Source organism: Streptomyces djakartensis (genome assembly GCF_014651075.1).
Classification (GTDB): Bacteria; Actinomycetota; Actinomycetes; order Streptomycetales; family Streptomycetaceae; genus Streptomyces; species Streptomyces djakartensis.
In genome coordinates, this window is record NZ_BMWE01000006.1 from 270,209 (window position 1) to 286,736 (window position 16,528).

Here is a 16,528-nt window from a genome sequence, read left to right on the forward strand (position 1 = left end):
TGATGTCCCAGATGCACCAGTTGTCCGCCTGCCCGAGCTGCGAGGAACCCCTCGACACGGGTGACCGTTTCTGCGGCGCGTGCGGATATGACCTGTCCGCCGTGCCCGCACGGCCTCAGGACAACCCGACCATCACCATGAACGGCTCGCTGCCCGCCCAGGGCGCGCCGGCCGGTGAGTATCCCGAGCCACCGTCGGCGCCACCCGCCGGCGCGTCCTGGCCGGCGCCACCGCCCCCGAGCGCTCCGCCGGCCGCCCCGGCCACCGGCGTACGGTTCGACCGGCGGCCGGACGGGCAGCCCGCGCCACCCGGGAGCGATGCCGCCCGGCCGGAGACCCACCCTGGACAGCAGCCCGACGAGTACCTCCTCCAGGCACCGGACCCACGGGTGTCCGCCGACCCCGCGGCGCAGGTCGCGGGCGCCGGCGGCAAGGTCTGCGTCGCCTGCCGGGCCGGCCGCGTGGACGACGACGGCTACTGCGAGAACTGCGGCCACGCCCAGCCGCGCGAACGGGACCACATGGAGCAGGAGTCCGGCCCGGTGGCCGCGGTCAGCGACCGCGGCCTGCGCCACCACCGCAACGAGGACGCGTTCGCCATCGGCACGACGACGCTCCCGGACGGCTCGCCGGTCTCCGTGGCGATCGTCTGCGACGGCGTCTCCTCGGCGACCCGCCCCGACGCCGCCTCGATGGCGGCGTCGAAGGCGGCGAGCGAGACACTGCTGGCCGCCCTGCCGCGCGGCACGCACCCGCAGCAGGCCATGCACGAAGCGATCGTCGCCGCCTCACAGGCCGTCAACTCGCTCGCTCAGGAACCCGCCACGGCCCGTGAGCACGCCCCGCACCAGAACGCCCCCGCGTGCACCATCGTCGGCGCCGTGGTGACGTCGGGCCTGCTGGTCGTCGGCTGGGTCGGCGACAGCCGCGCCTACTGGGTCCCGGCCGACCGGAGCGCACCCCCCGCCCGGCTCACCGAGGACGACTCCTGGGCCGCGCAGATGGTCGCCGCCGGCCTGATGAGCGAGGCCGAGGCCTACGCCGACGAGCGCGCCCACGCGATCACCGGCTGGCTGGGCGCCGACGCCTACGAACTGGAACCGCACACCGCCGCGTTCAAGCCGGACCGGCCGGGCGTCGTCGTGGTCTGCACGGACGGGCTGTGGAACTACGCGGAGGCGGCCGAGGAGATGGCCCGGGTCGTCCCGTTCGACGCCGCCACCCATCCGCTGCACAGTGCCCGGGTGCTCGTCGGCCATGCCCTGGACGGCGGGGGCCACGACAACGTAACAGTGGCCCTCGTGCCGTTCCCGGCGGTCTCCCAGGGGGCAGGATCGGCCTGAGGCCGCGTACGGGGACGCCTCGGCGGACCGGAGGGGACCGGTCCGCCTACCGTCATCACCCCGCTCCCGGCGGGGGCTTTGGAGGGGGATCGAAGCAGCATGGCCGTTTTCTCGAAGTCGAACGTGCCCCGGTTCTCGGTGGACGTGTACCAGAACGAGTACCTGCCGGAGGGCGCCGGCGAGGTCAACGCGATCGTCACGGTGACGGCGACCGGCGGCGGCACGGTCGGCAGCGCCGTCTCGGCACCCCACCTCTACTCAGCCGGCCAGGGCCCGTCCGCGGCCGTTGCGATCATGGTGGACTGCTCCGGGTCGATGGACTACCCGCCGACCAAGATGCGCAACGCCCGGGACGCCACGGCCGCGGCCGTCGACACTCTGCGCGACGGCGTGCACTTCGCGGTGATCGGCGGGACGCACGTGGCCAAGGAGGTCTATCCGGGCGGCGGGGGCCTGGCGGTCGCCGACGCCACCACCCGCGCCCAGGCCAAGCAGGCGCTGCGCTCGCTCAGCGCGGGCGGCGGCACGGCCATCGGCACCTGGCTGAAGCTGGCCGACCGCCTGCTGTCCTCCGCGGACGTCGCCATCCGGCACGGCATCCTCCTCACCGACGGCCGCAACGAGCACGAGTCGCCCGAGGACCTGAAGGCCGCGCTCGACGCGTGCGCGGGCCGCTTCACCTGTGACGCGCGCGGCGTGGGCACGGACTGGGAAGTGAAAGAAGTCACAGGGATCGCTTCCGCCCTGCTCGGCACCGCCGACATCGTCGCCGACCCGGCCGGGCTCGCCGCCGACTTCACGCACATGATGGAAACGGCGATGGGCAAGGAGGTCGCGGACGTCTCGCTGCGGCTGTGGACCCCGGTCGACACCACTGTGAGGTTCGTCAAGCAGGTCGCCCCGACGGTCGAGGATCTGACCGGCCGGCGCAGCGAGGCGGGCCCCCGGGCCGGCGACTACCCCCTTGGTTCCTGGGGGGACGAGTCCCGCGACTATCACGTCTGCGTCGAGGTCCCGGCCGCGAACATCGGGCAGGAGATGCTGGCGGCCCGCATCTCGCTGGTCATTCCGCAGCCCGACGGCAGCTTCCAGAACCTCGGGGCGCAGGGCCTGGTGCGGGCGGTGTGGACGGACGACATGGTGGCCTCGACGTCGATCAATCCCCAAGTCGCCCACTACACCGGGCAGGCCGAACTGGCGCAAGCCATCCAGCAAGGGATGGATCTTCGCAAAGTGGGAGATTTGGATGGAGCAACGGCCAAACTGGGCCGGGCCGTTCAGCTCGCGAGTGCCTCCGGGAACGCGGATACTGCGAAACTGCTTGCGAAGGTGGTGGACGTGGTCGATGCCGCGACAGGTACTGTGCGACTGAAGGCGAAGGTCGAGGAGGCCGACGAGATGACGCTCGAGACCCGGTCCACCAAGACTGTCCGCGTGAAGAAGTGACCTAGAAGAGATCGAAGGAGGGACGCGCCGACATGCCGACCTGCCCGAACGGACACCAGTCGGGTTCCGACGACTGGTGCGAGGTCTGCGGTCACCGCATGGCGGGTGCCGTGCCTCCGCCTCCTCCGCCGCCCCCGCCCGGCGGCGGCTACGGCTTCCCGCCCCCCGGCGGCCCCAGCGGCCCTCCCGGCGGCCCTGGTGGCCCGGGCGGCCCTGGTGGTCAGCCCGGTGGACGACCTCCGCACCTCTCCTCCGTGCCGAACGCCGAGCCGGAGCTCTGCCCGCAGTGCCGTACGCCGCGTGAGGGCGGCGCCCCGTTCTGCGAGGAGTGCCGGTGGAACTTCCTGACCAACACGGCGACCTCGTACACGCCCGCCGCTCCGCCCCCGACGTCCCCCGGCCCGGGCGGACGCTTCCAGCCGCCGGGCCGGCCGGGTCCGTCCGGTCCGTCCGGACCTCCCTTCGGCGGCGGTGACTCGTACGAGTACCAGAGCTCCCGCCCGTCGCAGGTGAACCGCCCGGCCGAGCCGATCCCGCCGTTCGGCGACCCGCCGAGCAATCCCGGCCCGGGCGGACGCGGTGGCCCTCCCGGCCCCAGCGGTCCTCCCGGTGGCCCCGGTGGTCCGGGTGGCCCCGGCGGTCCTTCGGGACCTGGTGGCCCGGGTGGCCCCGGCGGTTTCGGCGGCCCTTCGGGACCTGGTGGTCCGGGTGGCCCGAGCGGTCCTCCCGGTGGCCCTGGTGGCCCGGGTGGCCCCGGTGGTTTCGGCGGTCCTCCCGGACCTGGTGGCCCGGGTGGCCCCGGTGGTTTCGGAGGCCCTTCCGGGCCGAGTGGCCCCGGAGGCCCCGGCGGTCCAGGTCGTCCTGGTCCTGGTGGTCCGGGTGGTCCGGGTGGTCCGCCCGGTGGACCCGGTGGCGCCCCGCAGGGCTACCAGCAGTCCGCCTCCGCTCCGCCGGCCCCGCCCGGATTCCCGCAGGAGACCCAGCGGCCGCCCCAGGGCGGACAGTCCTTCGGCGGCGGTGACGACGACTGGGTGATCCCGCCGCCGTCGCCCAGCGGCCAGGGCGGTCAGGGCGGCGGCTACGGCTACCCGCAGCCCGGCGCGACCCAGGCACCCCCCGGACCCGGTGGCTTCCCGCAGCAGCCCCAGGCACCCCAGGGGCCGGCGACATGGACCGCGACCATCGGCCCGGACCGCGAGTACTTCATGGCGATGATGCAGCGCTCGGGCCCCGAGGCCGCGGGCCTCAACCTGCCCGCGTACTCGCCCGAGCAGCAGCGCAGGCTCACCGGCAACCAGCTCACGATCGGCCGCCGCCGGCACTCCACCGGCGACACCCCCGACATCGACCTGTCGGTGCCGCCGGAGGACCCGGGCGTCTCCCACCAGCACGCCGTGCTGGTCCAGCAGCCCGACGGCAGCTGGGCGGTCGTCGACCAGAACTCGACGAACGGCACGACGGTCAACGGCTCGGACGAACCGATCCAGCCGTTCGTCCCCGTTCCGCTGCAGGACGGCGACCGGGTGCACGTCGGCGCCTGGACGACGATCACGATCCGTCGCGGCTGAGGGGCTTGGGCATCAGGACGGGAGGGGCCAGGCGTACGGCCCCTCCGGGTCGTCCAGCCAGGCCCACTCCCGGTCACCGCTCACCGTGATGCCGTAGCGCTCACGCTGCGGCCTGCCCTCCTGCTCCCACAGGGCGTGCGCCTCCTGCGGGTCGAGACTGCCGCGGGTCAGGGCCAGCAGGAAGCGGAACAGGTCGTCCTCCCTGGCCCGGCACGGCACACCGCCCAGCTGGAGCGGCTCGCCCCCGGGCCGGCTCACGCCGCGCAGCGGTACGAAATAGGCGGGCGTGTGCAGGAAGCGCCCTTCGGCGTGGCCGGCGTCGCGCACCGTGAGCACCACCAGGCCGGTGGCGAGCGGCAGGAGGATCCGGCCCCCGGGGCGGCTCTGGGCGAGCCACGGCCGTGGCACGGTGCTCAGCGCGCACGTGGCGATGATCCGGTCGAACGGCGCGCGCTCGGGCACGCCCCGGGCGCCGTCGCCCGTGACCACGACCGGGCGGTACCCGGCGGCGGCCAGGTGCCGGCGGGCCGACTCGGTGATCTCCGGGTCGAGATCGACGGTGGTGACCTTGTCGTCGCCCAGCCGGTGCGCCAGCAGCGCGGCGTTGTAGCCCGTGCCCGCGCCGATCTCCAGGACGGTGTTCCCGTCCTCCACACGCAGCGCGGCCAGCATGTCCGCCATCAGGGAGGGCTGGCTGCTGGACGACAGCAGTTCGCCGTCGCGCAGCCGGGTCGCCAGCGGGGTGTCCTCGTAGGCGCCCCGTATCCACCGCTCACGCGCCCGCGGGTCGGGGCTCTCACCCCACCGGCGTTCGTAGCCGCCCGCGACGCCGACGTAGTAGTACGGCACGAAGAGGTGGCGCGGGACCGCCGCGAACGCCTCCCGCCACACCGGGTCGGTGGCCCAGGCCCCGCTCGCGTCGATCCGGCGCACCAGTCCCGCCCGCGCTGAGGCGGCGAGATCGTCCGATTCCCTGTCGGGAGCATGCCCGCCCATAACCCCACAGTAAGGGCAGCCGGTGCCGGTCCTAGGCCTTGAGTCCTATGTCCACGCGTCTGAGACCATGGAGGGCGTGAATGAGATTCGGCGTGGCACGCTTCAGGAGCAGACCTTCTACGAGCAGGTCGGCGGGGAGGAGACCTTCCGTCGGCTCGTCCACCGTTTCTACGAGGGAGTCGCCGAGGACCCGCTGCTGCGGCCCATGTACCCGGAGGAGGACCTGGGGCCGGCCGAGGAGCGCCTCACGCTGTTCCTCATCCAGTACTGGGGCGGGCCCACGACGTACAGCGACAACCGCGGCCACCCGCGCCTGCGGATGCGGCACGCGCCCTTCACGGTCGACCGGGCGGCGCACGACGCCTGGCTGAAGCACATGCGGGTCGCCGTCGAGGAGCTCGGACTGTCCGAGGAGCACGAGCGCACGCTGTGGAACTACCTGACGTACGCGGCGGCCTCGATGGTGAACACCCCGGGCTGACGCCGTCTTGCGGGACGGACGTCAGCGGACGCTGACGTCCAGCGCCCCGAGCCCCGCCCGCCGCACGGCGACGGACCCGTACGGAGTGCGCAGCCTGAGCCACGCGCCCGACGAGAACAGCGCCAACGGCACGTCGGGCCGCAGGAAGCCCAGGGACTGTGCCGCGTGCACGGCGCGTACCGGGAGCCGGGTGTCGCCGACCGTCCGAGACCAGATGTCCCCGCCGATCCGGTCAAGCTCCGCCCTGGTACGCCGCTCGTCGGGCAAGTCCCGCGTACGCGAACGGAACTCGGCGACCGCGGCGGCCACGAGCGATCGGAGGGCATCGGGCGCGGGCAGCCCCGGCTCGGGCCGCCAGCCACTGCGCGGCGGCAGCACACCCGCCCACGGCGGCCCGGTCACGGCGTCCGGAACGACGACCGTGCCGGCCTTCTCGTCCACCGACTCCAGGAACTCCCCGGCGGACACGGTCACGTCCAGCGTGACGTCGAGGCCCTTCTCGTACGGCTTGCCCAGCCGCACCGCGCGCACCGCCAGCACCTCGAAGGACGGCGGCCGCCCGAAGACGGCCAGCGCGGTGCCGGCGGCCTGGAGGCGCACCGCGGCCCCGCGGTCGTAGTGGAGCAGCCGGGAGAGGAAGGCCGCGAGATCCGCGGCCTCCCCCTCGTCGGCGAGGTGGAGCACCGTCATGCGGCGACGGCCTCCTCCTCGGCGTCGTCCATGTACTCGCGGAGGAACTCCCGCTCCTCCGCGGTGATCCGGCGTGGCCGCTGTGCCTCGAAGTCGAACGGCACGATCACCGTCGAGGCCCGGACATAGACCAGGTCGTCGTCCTTCACCTCGTACGTGAGGGTGAAGGACGCGGCCCTGATCTCCGTGACCCACAACTCGATGTCCACGGGGGTGTGCCGATGGACCAGCTGCCGCTTGTAGTCGATCTCATGGCGTGCCACCACGGACCCCTGCTGGAAGTCCTTCTCCGGGCGGAACAGGAAGTCGATACGGGCTTCCTCCAGGTAGCGCAGGAACACCACGTTGTTGACGTGGCCGTACGCGTCCATGTCCGCCCAGCGCAGCGGGCAGCGGTAGATGTGCCGCAAGATCAGCCCCGGGTCAGCTTCTTGTAGGTGGCGCGGTGCGGACGGGCGGCGTCCGGGCCGAGCCGCTCTACCTTGTTCTTCTCGTACGACTCGAAGTTGCCCTCGAACCAGAACCACTTGGACTCGCCCTCGTAGGCGAGGATGTGGGTGGCGATGCGGTCCAGGAACCACCGGTCGTGGGAGACGACCACGGCGCAGCCGGGGAACTCCAGCAGCGCGTTCTCCAGGCTGGAGAGGGTCTCGACGTCGAGGTCGTTGGTCGGCTCGTCGAGGAGCAGCAGGTTGCCGCCCTGCTTGAGGGTGAGCGCGAGGTTCAGCCGGTTGCGCTCACCACCGGAGAGCACCCCGGCCGGCTTCTGCTGGTCCGGGCCCTTGAAGCCGAACGCGGAGACGTAGGCACGGCTCGGCATCTCGACCTGGCCCACGTTGATGTAGTCCAGCTCGTCGGAGACGACGGCCCACAGCGTCTTCTTCGGGTCGATGTTCTCGCGGCTCTGGTCGACGTACGAGATCTTGACGGTCTCGCCGACCTTGATGGAGCCGGAGTCGGGCTCTTCGATGCCCTGGATCATCTTGAACAGGGTGGTCTTGCCGGCACCGTTCGGGCCGATGATGCCGACGATGCCGTTGCGCGGCAGCGTGAAGCTGAGGTCGTCGATGAGCAGCTTCTCGCCGAAGCCCTTGGTCAGGTTGTTGACCTCGACGACGACGTTGCCCAGACGCGGGCCCGGCGGGATCTGGATCTCTTCGAAGTCCAGCTTCCGCATCTTGTCGGCCTCGGCGGCCATCTCCTCGTACCGGGCCAGACGCGCCTTGGACTTGGCCTGCCGTCCCTTGGCGTTGGAGCGAACCCAGTCGAGCTCTTCCTTGAGGCGCTTCTGCCGCTTGGCGTCCTTCTGGCCCTCGACCTTGAGGCGGGCGGCCTTGGTCTCCAGGTACTTGGAGTAGTTGCCCTCGTAGGGGTAGAGGCGACCGCGGTCGACCTCGCAGATCCACTGGGCGACGTTGTCGAGGAAGTACCGGTCGTGGGTGACCGCGACGACGGTGCCCGGGTACTTGGCCAGGTGCTGCTCCAGCCAGTTCACCGACTCGGCGTCGAGGTGGTTGGTGGGCTCGTCGAGCAGCAGCAGGTCGGGCTGCTCCAGCAGCAGCTTGCACAGCGCGACGCGGCGGCGCTCACCACCGGACAGGTTGGTGACGGACCAGTCGCCGGGCGGGCAGCCCAGGGCGTCCATGGCCTGCTCCAGCTGGGCGTCCAGGTCCCACGCGTTGGCGTGGTCGAGGTCCTCCTGGAGCTTGCCCATCTCCTCCATGAGCTCGTCGGTGTAGTCGGTCGCCATCTGCTCGGCGATCTCGTTGAACCGGTCGAGCTTGCCCTTGATCCCGGCGACACCCTCCTGGACGTTCTCCAGGACGGTCTTGTCCTCGTTCAGCGGCGGCTCCTGGAGCAGGATGCCGACCGTGTAACCGGGCGTGAGGAAGGCGTCACCGTTGGACGGCTGCTCGATACCGGCCATGATCTTCAGGATCGTCGACTTGCCGGCGCCGTTCGGGCCGACGACGCCGATCTTCGCCCCCGGCAGGAAGCTGGTCGTCACGTCGTCGAGGATCACCTTGTCGCCGTGCGCTTTGCGCGCCTTGCGCATGGTGTAAATGAACTCAGCCAAGAGAAACCGTCCGGCAGCTTGAATCTGGCAGTGGGCAGATACACCCCATCTTGCCGTACCGCCAGCCCTGGGCGGAAACGAGTATGGCCGGGGGCGGCTGACCTGGGGTTCTCGCGGTGGGCGGCTGAGACGCGCCTGTCGCTGCCGGTGGCAGATGTCCGGCGAGGTCATCCTTCACGCGCCCCTGAGCGAGGGGGCGTGACCGTCGCCGCCGCTGCGCCTCGCCTGCATCCTCGCGCTCTCGTGCGGCTGCTGCTCGGCGGGCATGCTGCGGTTCGGAGCCTGGGGGGAGTTGGCGACCTGCTCAGGTGCGTGCCTTGTCGCCGGCCCGAGGAGGACCATCGTGCGTCGTCTGCTCTCCGCCCTCGCCGCGTTCGCGTTGGCTTGGGTGGCGATAGTCACCAGCCCTGGTACGGCGGCTGCCGCTGGGACGCCCCGCGCCCAGTTCTGGGACGCCACGGGGTATCAGAGCTGGAAGCTGGACAAGGATGTGTGGAGCCAGGGATACGCGTTGATCCCGGACCTGTCCAAGGAGGGGCTGAGCTGCTGGTTCTGTAGCGGGAACTGGGACAACCGGATTTCTTCGCTGAGCACCACCGGCGGAGGGCAATCCCCGGTCGACCTCTTTGTGTACACCGAGAAGGGCTACGGCGGAACCTGCGTGCACATCCCCGCGAACACGCAGGTCAGTGACGTGCGCGACATGATCGTGAGCGGGATCGGTTACCCGATCAGCTTGAACAACGAAATCTCGTCCTTCATGGTCTACGACATCAACCGCCCCGTGCCGGATCACCCGGAGTGTCACCTCCTCCTGTCGCACCTGTGAGGCGCCCCGGCCGGCCGTCCGTGGAGCGTGTTCCGGTACGGCCGTACGGGGCGCTCCCAGCCGGCCGGTCAGAGTGGGCAGGTGTCCATCCAGCGTGTGACCAGGGACGGGTCGTTCTTGTCGGCCTCACGTGCGGGGCCGCACAGGAACGGGGTGAAGCGGGTGTCGGCGCGCAGCCAGTGGCTGAGGAACGACACGATCCACTTGCCCTGCTTGGCCTTGTCGCCGGAGCCCGTCATCGGGCACAGGTGGTCGCCCGGAACCTCGATGTAGAGCTTCTCGGACTGTGACATGGAGTTGTACCAGGGCAGCGCGTAGCTGTTGCCGTGGGCGACGGGGTCGCTCTGGCAGGTCAGGAAGAAGGTGGGGTCGGTGACCCCGGAGAAGTTCCCGTTCGGGTAGTACGGGGCGGTGGGCACGCCCGCCCGGAAGCGCGCGTCGTCCCGGAGGGCCGCCATGACGCCGCCCCCGCCCATCGAGTGCCCGACCGCGCCCAGCGTGCCGTTGACCTTCCCCGACAGCGGGTTGCCGGTGGCGGCGCCGAGGGCGAGCAACTGGGTGCCGGCGGCGGTGATCTGCCGCCCGCGGGAGGCGGGGTCGTCGGTGAGCGTGTTGGTTCCGACGTTGAGGACGACGAAGCCCCAGGAAGCGAGACGGGGCGCCAGCCACTGGAGGTTCTGCTGGGTGCCCTGGTACCCCGGCATCAGTACGACGCCCGGGTAGGAGCCGCCGGCTGTCGGGTAGGTGACCGTGCCGGAGCCGTATCCGCTCGGGTCGGGGACGGTGTAGGTGGCGGTGGTCAGCGGCCCGGCCGCGGCCTCGAGGGAAGCGGTCGAGGGGTCCGGGATGCCCTCACCGGGTGTGGTGCCGCGGGTGCCGTACACCTGGAACTCCCACAGGGAGTAGCCGTAGGCGGTGCCACGCTGGGTGCCGTGGACGCGTACGTACCGGCCGCTGCCGGTGACGTCGAGGGTCTGCACGCCGCCGGTGCCGGCCGTGGCCGAGTGGATGGTGGTCCAGGCCGTGCCGTCGTCGGAGGTCTGGATCTGGAACCTGCGGGCGTACGCGGTCTCCCAGCGCAGCACGACCCTGCTGATGGTGGCGGTGGTGCCCAGGTCGACCGTCAGCCACTGGGGATCGCTGAACGCGCTCGACCAGCGGGTTCCGGTGTTGCCGTCGACCGCCGCCGATGCGGGGGTGGACGCGTTCTCGGTGGACGAGGCGGTCACCGGACGGCCTTGGGACAGCAGGTCGGCGGCGGCCGCCGGTGGGGCGGCGACGGTCAGCAGCGTCAGTGCCAGGCCGATGGTGGTGGCCAGTGAGATCAGCGCTGTCACGGCACGGGGGCGGGGCCGGGTCCGTGGCGGCGCGGTCGTGCGGGTGGGGCGACGGGATGGACGCATTGCTTTACCTCCGGATGGCGGTGGGGAGCGCGGTGACCGGACAGCGAGTTACGCCCGTGCGTGAGGAATGCGGACTAGAGGGACTGTGCGAAGAGCCAGTCGATGACCACGTCGTTCTCGTAGGTCTGGGCCCATGAGAGGTGTGGGTTCAGCGGTGTCGTCCCGGCCGTGTAACTCGTGAACAGGGTGTGGCTGCGCGTGGCCCGGGCCTGCCGCAGGAGCGCCCGGGACCGTGCCTCGAACTCTGCCTTCGGCAGGTCATTGGCCCATTCGCCCCGGGTGACCCGTGCGCCGGCGGTCTCCAGCGCGTTCATCAGAGTCCAGGTGCCGGGCTTGCCGAACCGGCCCTCCCGGTAGGGGACGACCGGGTCGTCGACGGAGTGGTCGGCCCAGATCGGGATGTGCGTGAGCTTGTCCATGGTGGCCGGGTCGCCCCAGCCGGCCGTGGGCAGGGCGGCCGCGAACTGGGCGGGCCGTTTCGCCAGCAGGCTGTAGATGCCGCGTGCCCCCGAGGACAGGCCGACCAGATAGAGCCGGGACGTGTCCACGTTCCGGCTGTGCTCGCGTACGAAGGTGTCGATGAGTTCGGTCAGCGCGCCCTGGACCTTGGCGTCGGTCCAGTCCGTGCCGTCGGGTCCGTCCATGGGGCGGGGCAGGGGGATCTGCGGGGCGAGGACGAACGCGGGGTCGCGGCGCCGGCGTTCCGGCTTGGCGAACGTGACGGCTATCCGGTTGGAGGTGAGCTGGGTCATGTTGTTGTCCGCGACCTCGCCACCGCCGTGCAGGGTGACGACGAGCGGGTACCGGGTGCGCGTATGCGGAGCGCGGACGAAGCCCGCCGGCCGGTACAGCCGGAAGTTCAGTTCGAAACCCGTGGAGTCGGTGAAGGAACCGGCGGTGAAGTCGTCGGCCACGGGAGTGATGACACCGTCGTTGCGGACCGCGAACGGGCCGGCCCTGAGCACCGGTTCACCGTCCGGGGTGTGCACGTCCGCCACCTGGGTGACGGAGTAGGCGCGGTCGAGCGGAAGGGGGTCGGTGCCGGCCGCCCGCGCGTTGGAGTCGTTCGGGTCGAGTTCGATGATCAGCCGGTTGCCCGGCCGTCCGGGGTGGGATCGGCCGTCCACTTCGGCGGCGGTGCCGGAGTACACCCGGGTCACCGTGCGAGCCGCTGTCCGCCCGCCCACAGTGGCCTTCACCGCGAAGGCCGAGGGCGGGACCGCACCGCCGCGTAAGTCGATGCGGCGCGCGTACTGGAGGGCCACGGCTGTCACCAGCCAGTTGTTCCTCGGTGTCACCCGCGTGATGAGATCCGCTCGCAGAACCGGGTTGGGTCCGGCGGTTGTTCGTCGTTCTTCGGGTGCGCCGGCGGCGGTGGCGGGTGCTGTGTGCAGGGCCGGCGCCGCGACCGCGCCGGCGGTCACGGCGAGGGCCGTACGTCTGCTGATGCCTTGCATGGGTCCTCGTCTCGGTCGGCGGGCACGGGGAGATGGCGCCGGTCAGCAGGGCCCGCGAAGCGGGCAGGCCGAGGTGTTACGCGAGAGTTTCGGAGCATCAGCCGATCGGTGTCCAGCATCGAACCGAGATCTGTCCATGCGATGAGCGCATCAATGCGGGCAGCCATCACCCTCCGAAGTGCGCCCGCAACCGCTCCTGCGCCCCCTGACCCGATCCCACGCTGTCCAGTCCCAGCAGTGCCGCGCCGAGAACAGGGCTCGCCGCGACGACCTGGGGGACCGCCTTCGGGGCCCGGTCGGCCAGCAAGGCGGTGATGCCGTTGTTCAGTTGCGGGTGCCGGGCGGCCAGGACGCCTCCCCCGAGGAGGACGGCCGTCGGTTCGTCCAGGAGGTTCAGGCGGGTCAGGGCCACCACCGCCATGGAGACGACCTCTTCCGCCTGGCGGTCCACGATCGTGCGGGCGACCGGGTCGCCGTCGGCGGCCGTCGCGAACAGGACCGGGGTCAGTTCGTGGCGCCGGGACTGTGCCACGTGGCCCAGGTGCAGGGCCTCGACCAGGGCGTACACGGAGGGCAGGCCGAAGTGGGCGGGGAGGGTGGCGGCCAGGGCCGTGGCGGGTCCCCGGCCGTCCTCCGCGCGGGAGGCGTGCCACATCGCCTCCTCCGACAGGCCCCAGCCGCCGCCCCAGTCGCCCGAGACCCGGCCCAGCGCGGGGAAGCGGGCGGTGCGGCCGTCGGGACGCATGCCGACGCAGTTGATGCCGGCGCCGCAGACGACGGCGACCCCTCGGGGTTCGGTGACACCCGCGCGCAGGATCGCGAAGGTGTCGTTGCGGACCGTTGCCGTCGCACCCCACCCGCGGGCCCGCAGCGCGGCCGCCAGTTGTTCCTCCTCGACCGGGAAGTCGGCGTTGGCGAGGCAGGCCGAGACGTGGTCGACGGAGGTGAGACCGGCGCGGGTGAGGGCCCGCGTCACCGTGGCGGCGAGCGTGTCCATCGCCGTGTCCAGGCCCACGGCCGGCGGCCGGAAGCCGCCTCCGCGCACCGTGGACAGGACCTCTCCGTCGGCCGTCACGATCGCGACGTCCGTCTTGCTGTTGCCGGCGTCGATGGCGAGGACACGTGCCGTCAGGCCCACGTGAGGTACTCCCGGTTGTGTGCGATCAGCCTGTCGGTGAGCGCCTCGGCGTACGTGTACTGGGCGATGAGGGGGTGGGCGAGGAGAGCGCGGGCGACACGGTTCCGGCCGCCGTGCAGGGCGGCCTCCAGGGCCAGTTCCTCGTATGCCGTCACGCCTGCCATCAGGCCCGCGTAGAGCGGGTCCACCGGCTGGACGGGGAGGGGGGACGCGCCCTGCGCGCCCACCGCCGCCTGGACCTCGATCACCGCGTCGTCGGGGAGGAACGGGAGCGTGCCCCGGTTGTACGTGTTCACCACCTGGTACGGAGTGCCGCCGCCGCCCAGCAGCGCCGCCGCCAGGTCCACCGCCGCCTCCGAGTAGTAGGCGCCGCCCCGCTGTGCGAGCAGTTCCGGCTTCTCGTCGAGGGCCGGGTCGGCGTACATCGTCAGCAGCCGCCGTTCCATCGCCGCCACCTCGGCCGCCCGGGACGGCTTCGTGCCGAGCTCTCGTACGACCTCGTCGTGCGCGTAGTAGTAGCGCAGGTAGTAGGAGGGGACCACGCCCAGGGTGTCCAACAGGGCGTGGGGCAGGCGCAGGTCGGCCGCGATGGTGCCGGCGTGGCCGGCCAGCAGCTTCGGCAGGACGTCCTCGCCCTCCGGGCCGCCCAGGCGTACCGCCGTCTCCCAGGTGAGGTGGTTGAGGCCCACGTGGTCCAGGTGGATCTCGCAAGCCCGCACGCCCAGCAGGGCCGCGAACTTGCGTTGCAGGCCGATCGCCACGTTGCACAGGCCGACCGCCTTGTGGCCGGCCTGGAGCAGGGCGCGGGTGACGATGCCGACCGGGTTGGTGAAGTCGATGATCCAGGCGTGCGGGTTGGTGCGGCGTACGCGGTCCGCGATGTCCAGGACGACCGGGACCGTGCGCAGGGCCTTGGCCAGGCCGCCCGCGCCGGTGGTCTCCTGACCCACGCAGCCGCATTCCAGGGGCCAGGTCTCGTCCTGCTCGCGGGCCGCCTGGCCGCCCACGCGGAGCTGGAGGAGCACCGCGTCCGCCCCGTCCACCGCCTCGTCGAGATCGGAGGTGGTGGTGATCCGGGCGGGATGGCCCTGGCGGGTGAGGATGCGGCGGGCGAGGCCGCCGACCAGTTCCAGCCGGTGCCGGTCGGGGTCCATCAGGACCAGTTCCCCGACGGGCAGGGTGTCCCTCAGGCGGGCGAAGCCGTCCACGAGTTCGGGGGTGTAGGTCGAGCCTGCGCCGACCACGGTGAGTTTCATGTCAGTACTAACCCTTCACTCCGGTGAGCGTGACACCCTCCACGAACGCCTTCTGGGCGAAGAAGAACACGAGGATCACGGGGGCCATCACCAGGACGGTGGCCGCCATGGTGAGGTTCCAGTCGGTGTGGTGGGCGCCCTTGAACGACTCCAGGCCGTAGGAGAGCGTCCAGGCACCCGGGTTCTCCGAGGCGTAGATCTGGGGGCCGAAGTAGTCGTTCCACGCGTAGAAGAACTGGAAGAGCGCCACCGCGGCGATGCCCGGTCTGGCCATCGGGAGCACGACCTTGAGCAGCGTGCGCAGGTCACCGCAGCCGTCCACGCGGGCCGCGTCCAGGTACTCGTCGGGGATCGTGGTGAGGAACTGGCGCAGCAGGAAGACCGAGAACGCGTCGCCGAACGCCATGGGGATGAGCAGCGGCCAGAGCGTGCCGGACAGATCCAGCTGCTTCGCCCAGAACAGGTACATCGGGATGACGATCACCTGCGGCGGCAGCATCATCATCGAGATGACCAGCATCAGGGCCAGGTTGCGGCCGCGGAAGCGGAACTTGGCGAGGGCGTAGGCCACCGGGATGGAGGAGATCACCGTGAGCGCCGTGCCCAGACCCGCGTAGAGCAGGGTGTTCTTCCACCAGGTGAGGAAGCCGGGGGTGTCGAGGACCCTGTGGTAGTTGTCCCACTCCCACGGGTGCGGGATCAGGTCGCGGCTCAGCGCCTGGCTGTCGCTCATGAGGGACGTGAGGACGACGAAGACGAAAGGGAGGGCGAAGAAGAGCGCCACCGCGACACCCAGGGAGTGGAGCGCGATCCACTCCAGCAGCGCCCTGCGGCGGGCGGTGTGTTCCGCGGGAGAGGGCGGTGCCGTCCGCTCCAGCGGTCTGTCGAGTACCCGCGTCATCGCTCACCTGCCTGGATCAGACCGCCCCGGCGGCGCATCAGAAGGGCTGTGAAGGCCATGGAGAGGGCGAAGAGGACCAGCGCCACCACGCAGGCGGAGCCGTAGTCGAAGCGCTGGAAGCCCAGGTTGTAGACGAGTTGGGGGAGGGTGAGGGTGGACTTGTCCGGGTAGCCGGGCTCGAACTGGGTGCCCGCGCCCTGGATCACGCCCGACGCCACCTTTCCGGCGACGAGGGGCTGTGTGTAGTACTGCATGGTCTGGATCACGCCGGTGACGACCGCGAACATGACGATCGGTGAGATGTTCGGGAGGGTCACGTAGCGGAAGCGCTGCCAGGGGGCCGCGCCGTCCAGTTCCGCCGCTTCGTACTGCTCCTTCGGCACGTCCAGCAGCGCCGCCATGAAGACGACCATCAGGTCGCCGATGCCCCACAGGGCCAGCAGGGTGAGGGCCGGCTTCGACCAGGCGGGGTCGTTGAACCAGCCCGGGGTGGGCAGGCCGGCCCGGTCGAGGAGCGAGTCGACCGGGCCCGTGCCGGGGTTGAGGAGGAAGGCGAAGGCCATGGTGGCCGCCACGGGCGGGGCGAGGTACGGCAGGTAGAACAGGGTGCGGAAAACGCCCGTCCCGGTCTTGATCTTGGTGATCAGCAGGCCCACGCCCAGGCCGAAGGCGACCCGGAGCGTGACCATGACGACGACCAGCCACAGCGTGTTGCGCAGGGCGGGCCAGAAGAGCGGGTAGTGCTCGAAGACGTACGTCCAGTTCTTCGTGCCCGACCAGACCGGCGGCCTGAAGCCGTCGTACCGCATGAAGGAGAAGTAGACGGTGGAGATCAGGGGGTAGGCGAAGAAGACCGAGAAGCCGATCAGCCAGGGGGAGAGGAAGGCGAGGGTGCGCAGGGCCGAGCGGCGGTGTTTCGCGCGCGACGTGTGGGTGCTCATGG

The 16,528-nt window shown here is 71.2% G+C and carries 15 protein-coding genes; 5 read left to right on the forward strand and 10 right to left on the reverse strand.

Features of this window, described 5'->3' with window-relative positions:
* Positions 1–2 precede the first annotated feature (2 nt).
* From IE212_RS12840 to IE212_RS12850, 3 genes are all read left to right on the forward strand, one after another.
* Positions 3–1,343: a PP2C family protein-serine/threonine phosphatase gene (locus IE212_RS12840; RefSeq protein ID WP_190197920.1), complete on the forward strand. Its 1,341-nt coding sequence runs from the start codon at positions 3–5 to the stop codon at positions 1,341–1,343.
* Between the two features lie 99 nt (positions 1,344–1,442).
* On the forward strand, positions 1,443–2,789 hold the full coding sequence (locus IE212_RS12845; RefSeq protein WP_190197921.1) for a vWA domain-containing protein: 1,347 nt from the start codon (positions 1,443–1,445) through the stop codon (positions 2,787–2,789).
* Between the two features lie 32 nt (positions 2,790–2,821).
* On the forward strand, positions 2,822–4,357 hold the full coding sequence (locus IE212_RS12850) for an FHA domain-containing protein (protein ID WP_190197922.1): 1,536 nt from the start codon (positions 2,822–2,824) through the stop codon (positions 4,355–4,357).
* A gap of 12 nt (positions 4,358–4,369) precedes the next feature.
* Here IE212_RS12850 and IE212_RS12855 read toward each other — a convergent pair whose 3' ends face one another.
* Positions 4,370–5,353 carry a methyltransferase domain-containing protein gene (locus IE212_RS12855; protein ID WP_190197923.1) on the reverse strand — a complete coding sequence of 328 codons (984 nt, stop codon included), beginning with the start codon at positions 5,351–5,353 and terminating at the stop codon, positions 4,370–4,372.
* Positions 5,354–5,420: 67 nt separating this feature from the next.
* Between IE212_RS12855 and IE212_RS12860 the strand changes: the two genes are divergently transcribed.
* Entirely contained in the window at positions 5,421–5,834 is a 414-nt protein-coding gene (locus tag IE212_RS12860; protein ID WP_030237074.1) for a globin, read from the forward strand.
* Between the two features lie 21 nt (positions 5,835–5,855).
* Here the strand turns inward: IE212_RS12860 and IE212_RS12865 are convergent, their stop codons facing one another.
* The 3 genes from IE212_RS12865 to ettA are packed head-to-tail and all read right to left on the reverse strand — an operon-like array spanning position 5,856 to position 8,601.
* The gene (locus IE212_RS12865) at positions 5,856–6,524 is read right to left on the reverse strand and encodes a DUF8185 domain-containing protein (RefSeq protein WP_190197924.1); all 669 of its coding nucleotides are present in this window, start codon (positions 6,522–6,524) and stop codon (positions 5,856–5,858) included.
* Positions 6,521–6,934 carry an acyl-CoA thioesterase gene (locus IE212_RS12870; RefSeq protein WP_190197925.1) on the reverse strand — a complete coding sequence of 138 codons (414 nt, stop codon included), beginning with the start codon at positions 6,932–6,934 and terminating at the stop codon, positions 6,521–6,523. The genes IE212_RS12865 and IE212_RS12870 overlap by 4 nt, the downstream gene beginning before the upstream one ends.
* Positions 6,935–6,936: 2 nt before the next feature.
* Positions 6,937–8,601, reverse strand: a complete 1,665-nt coding sequence (ettA, locus tag IE212_RS12875) for an energy-dependent translational throttle protein EttA (RefSeq protein ID WP_190197926.1) — start codon at positions 8,599–8,601, stop codon at positions 6,937–6,939.
* Positions 8,602–8,944: 343 nt separating this feature from the next.
* Here ettA and IE212_RS12880 point away from each other — a divergent pair, with 343 nt between their 5' ends.
* On the forward strand, positions 8,945–9,430 hold the full coding sequence (locus tag IE212_RS12880; RefSeq protein ID WP_190197927.1) for a hypothetical protein: 486 nt from the start codon (positions 8,945–8,947) through the stop codon (positions 9,428–9,430).
* 68 nt (positions 9,431–9,498) lie between these two features.
* Here the strand turns inward: IE212_RS12880 and IE212_RS35530 are convergent, their stop codons facing one another.
* The 6 genes from IE212_RS35530 to IE212_RS12910 form a co-directional block, all read right to left on the reverse strand.
* Positions 9,499–10,767: a poly(ethylene terephthalate) hydrolase family protein gene (locus IE212_RS35530; RefSeq protein ID WP_190197928.1), complete on the reverse strand. Its 1,269-nt coding sequence runs from the start codon at positions 10,765–10,767 to the stop codon at positions 9,499–9,501.
* Positions 10,768–10,907: 140 nt separating this feature from the next.
* The gene (locus tag IE212_RS12890) at positions 10,908–12,290 is read right to left on the reverse strand and encodes a phospholipase (protein ID WP_190197929.1); all 1,383 of its coding nucleotides are present in this window, start codon (positions 12,288–12,290) and stop codon (positions 10,908–10,910) included.
* A 166-nt stretch (positions 12,291–12,456) separates the two neighbouring features.
* Positions 12,457–13,428 (reverse strand): N-acetylglucosamine kinase, encoded by a 972-nt coding sequence (locus IE212_RS12895; protein WP_190197930.1) that lies wholly within the window; start codon positions 13,426–13,428, stop codon positions 12,457–12,459.
* Positions 13,419–14,684, reverse strand: a complete 1,266-nt coding sequence (locus IE212_RS12900) for a 6-phospho-beta-glucosidase (protein WP_190197931.1) — start codon at positions 14,682–14,684, stop codon at positions 13,419–13,421. Before IE212_RS12900 ends, IE212_RS12895 begins: the two co-directional genes overlap by 10 nt.
* Positions 14,685–14,691: 7 nt before the next feature.
* Positions 14,692–15,585: a carbohydrate ABC transporter permease gene (locus IE212_RS12905; protein ID WP_190197932.1), complete on the reverse strand. Its 894-nt coding sequence runs from the start codon at positions 15,583–15,585 to the stop codon at positions 14,692–14,694.
* Positions 15,582–16,526, reverse strand: a complete 945-nt coding sequence (locus tag IE212_RS12910) for a carbohydrate ABC transporter permease (protein WP_190197933.1) — start codon at positions 16,524–16,526, stop codon at positions 15,582–15,584. The genes IE212_RS12905 and IE212_RS12910 overlap by 4 nt, the downstream gene beginning before the upstream one ends.
* Positions 16,527–16,528 lie beyond the last annotated feature (2 nt).

What these genes read in the sequence shown, in the direction of transcription:
- IE212_RS12840 (WP_190197920.1), top strand. Translation starts at nt 3, where the DNA reads ATGTCCCAGATGCACCAGTTGTCCGCCTGCCCGAGCTGCGAGGAACCC.
- IE212_RS12845 (WP_190197921.1), top strand. Translation starts at nt 1,443, where the DNA reads ATGGCCGTTTTCTCGAAGTCGAACGTGCCCCGGTTCTCGGTGGACGTG.
- IE212_RS12850 (WP_190197922.1), top strand. Translation starts at nt 2,822, where the DNA reads ATGCCGACCTGCCCGAACGGACACCAGTCGGGTTCCGACGACTGGTGC.
- IE212_RS12855 (WP_190197923.1), bottom strand. Translation starts at nt 5,353, where the DNA reads ATGGGCGGGCATGCTCCCGACAGGGAATCGGACGATCTCGCCGCCTCA.
- IE212_RS12860 (WP_030237074.1), top strand. Translation starts at nt 5,421, where the DNA reads ATGGAGGGCGTGAATGAGATTCGGCGTGGCACGCTTCAGGAGCAGACC.
- IE212_RS12865 (WP_190197924.1), bottom strand. Translation starts at nt 6,524, where the DNA reads ATGACGGTGCTCCACCTCGCCGACGAGGGGGAGGCCGCGGATCTCGCG.
- IE212_RS12890 (WP_190197929.1), bottom strand. Translation starts at nt 12,290, where the DNA reads ATGCAAGGCATCAGCAGACGTACGGCCCTCGCCGTGACCGCCGGCGCG.
- IE212_RS12900 (WP_190197931.1), bottom strand. Translation starts at nt 14,684, where the DNA reads ATGAAACTCACCGTGGTCGGCGCAGGCTCGACCTACACCCCCGAACTC.
- IE212_RS12905 (WP_190197932.1), bottom strand. Translation starts at nt 15,585, where the DNA reads ATGACGCGGGTACTCGACAGACCGCTGGAGCGGACGGCACCGCCCTCT.
- IE212_RS12910 (WP_190197933.1), bottom strand. Translation starts at nt 16,526, where the DNA reads ATGAGCACCCACACGTCGCGCGCGAAACACCGCCGCTCGGCCCTGCGC.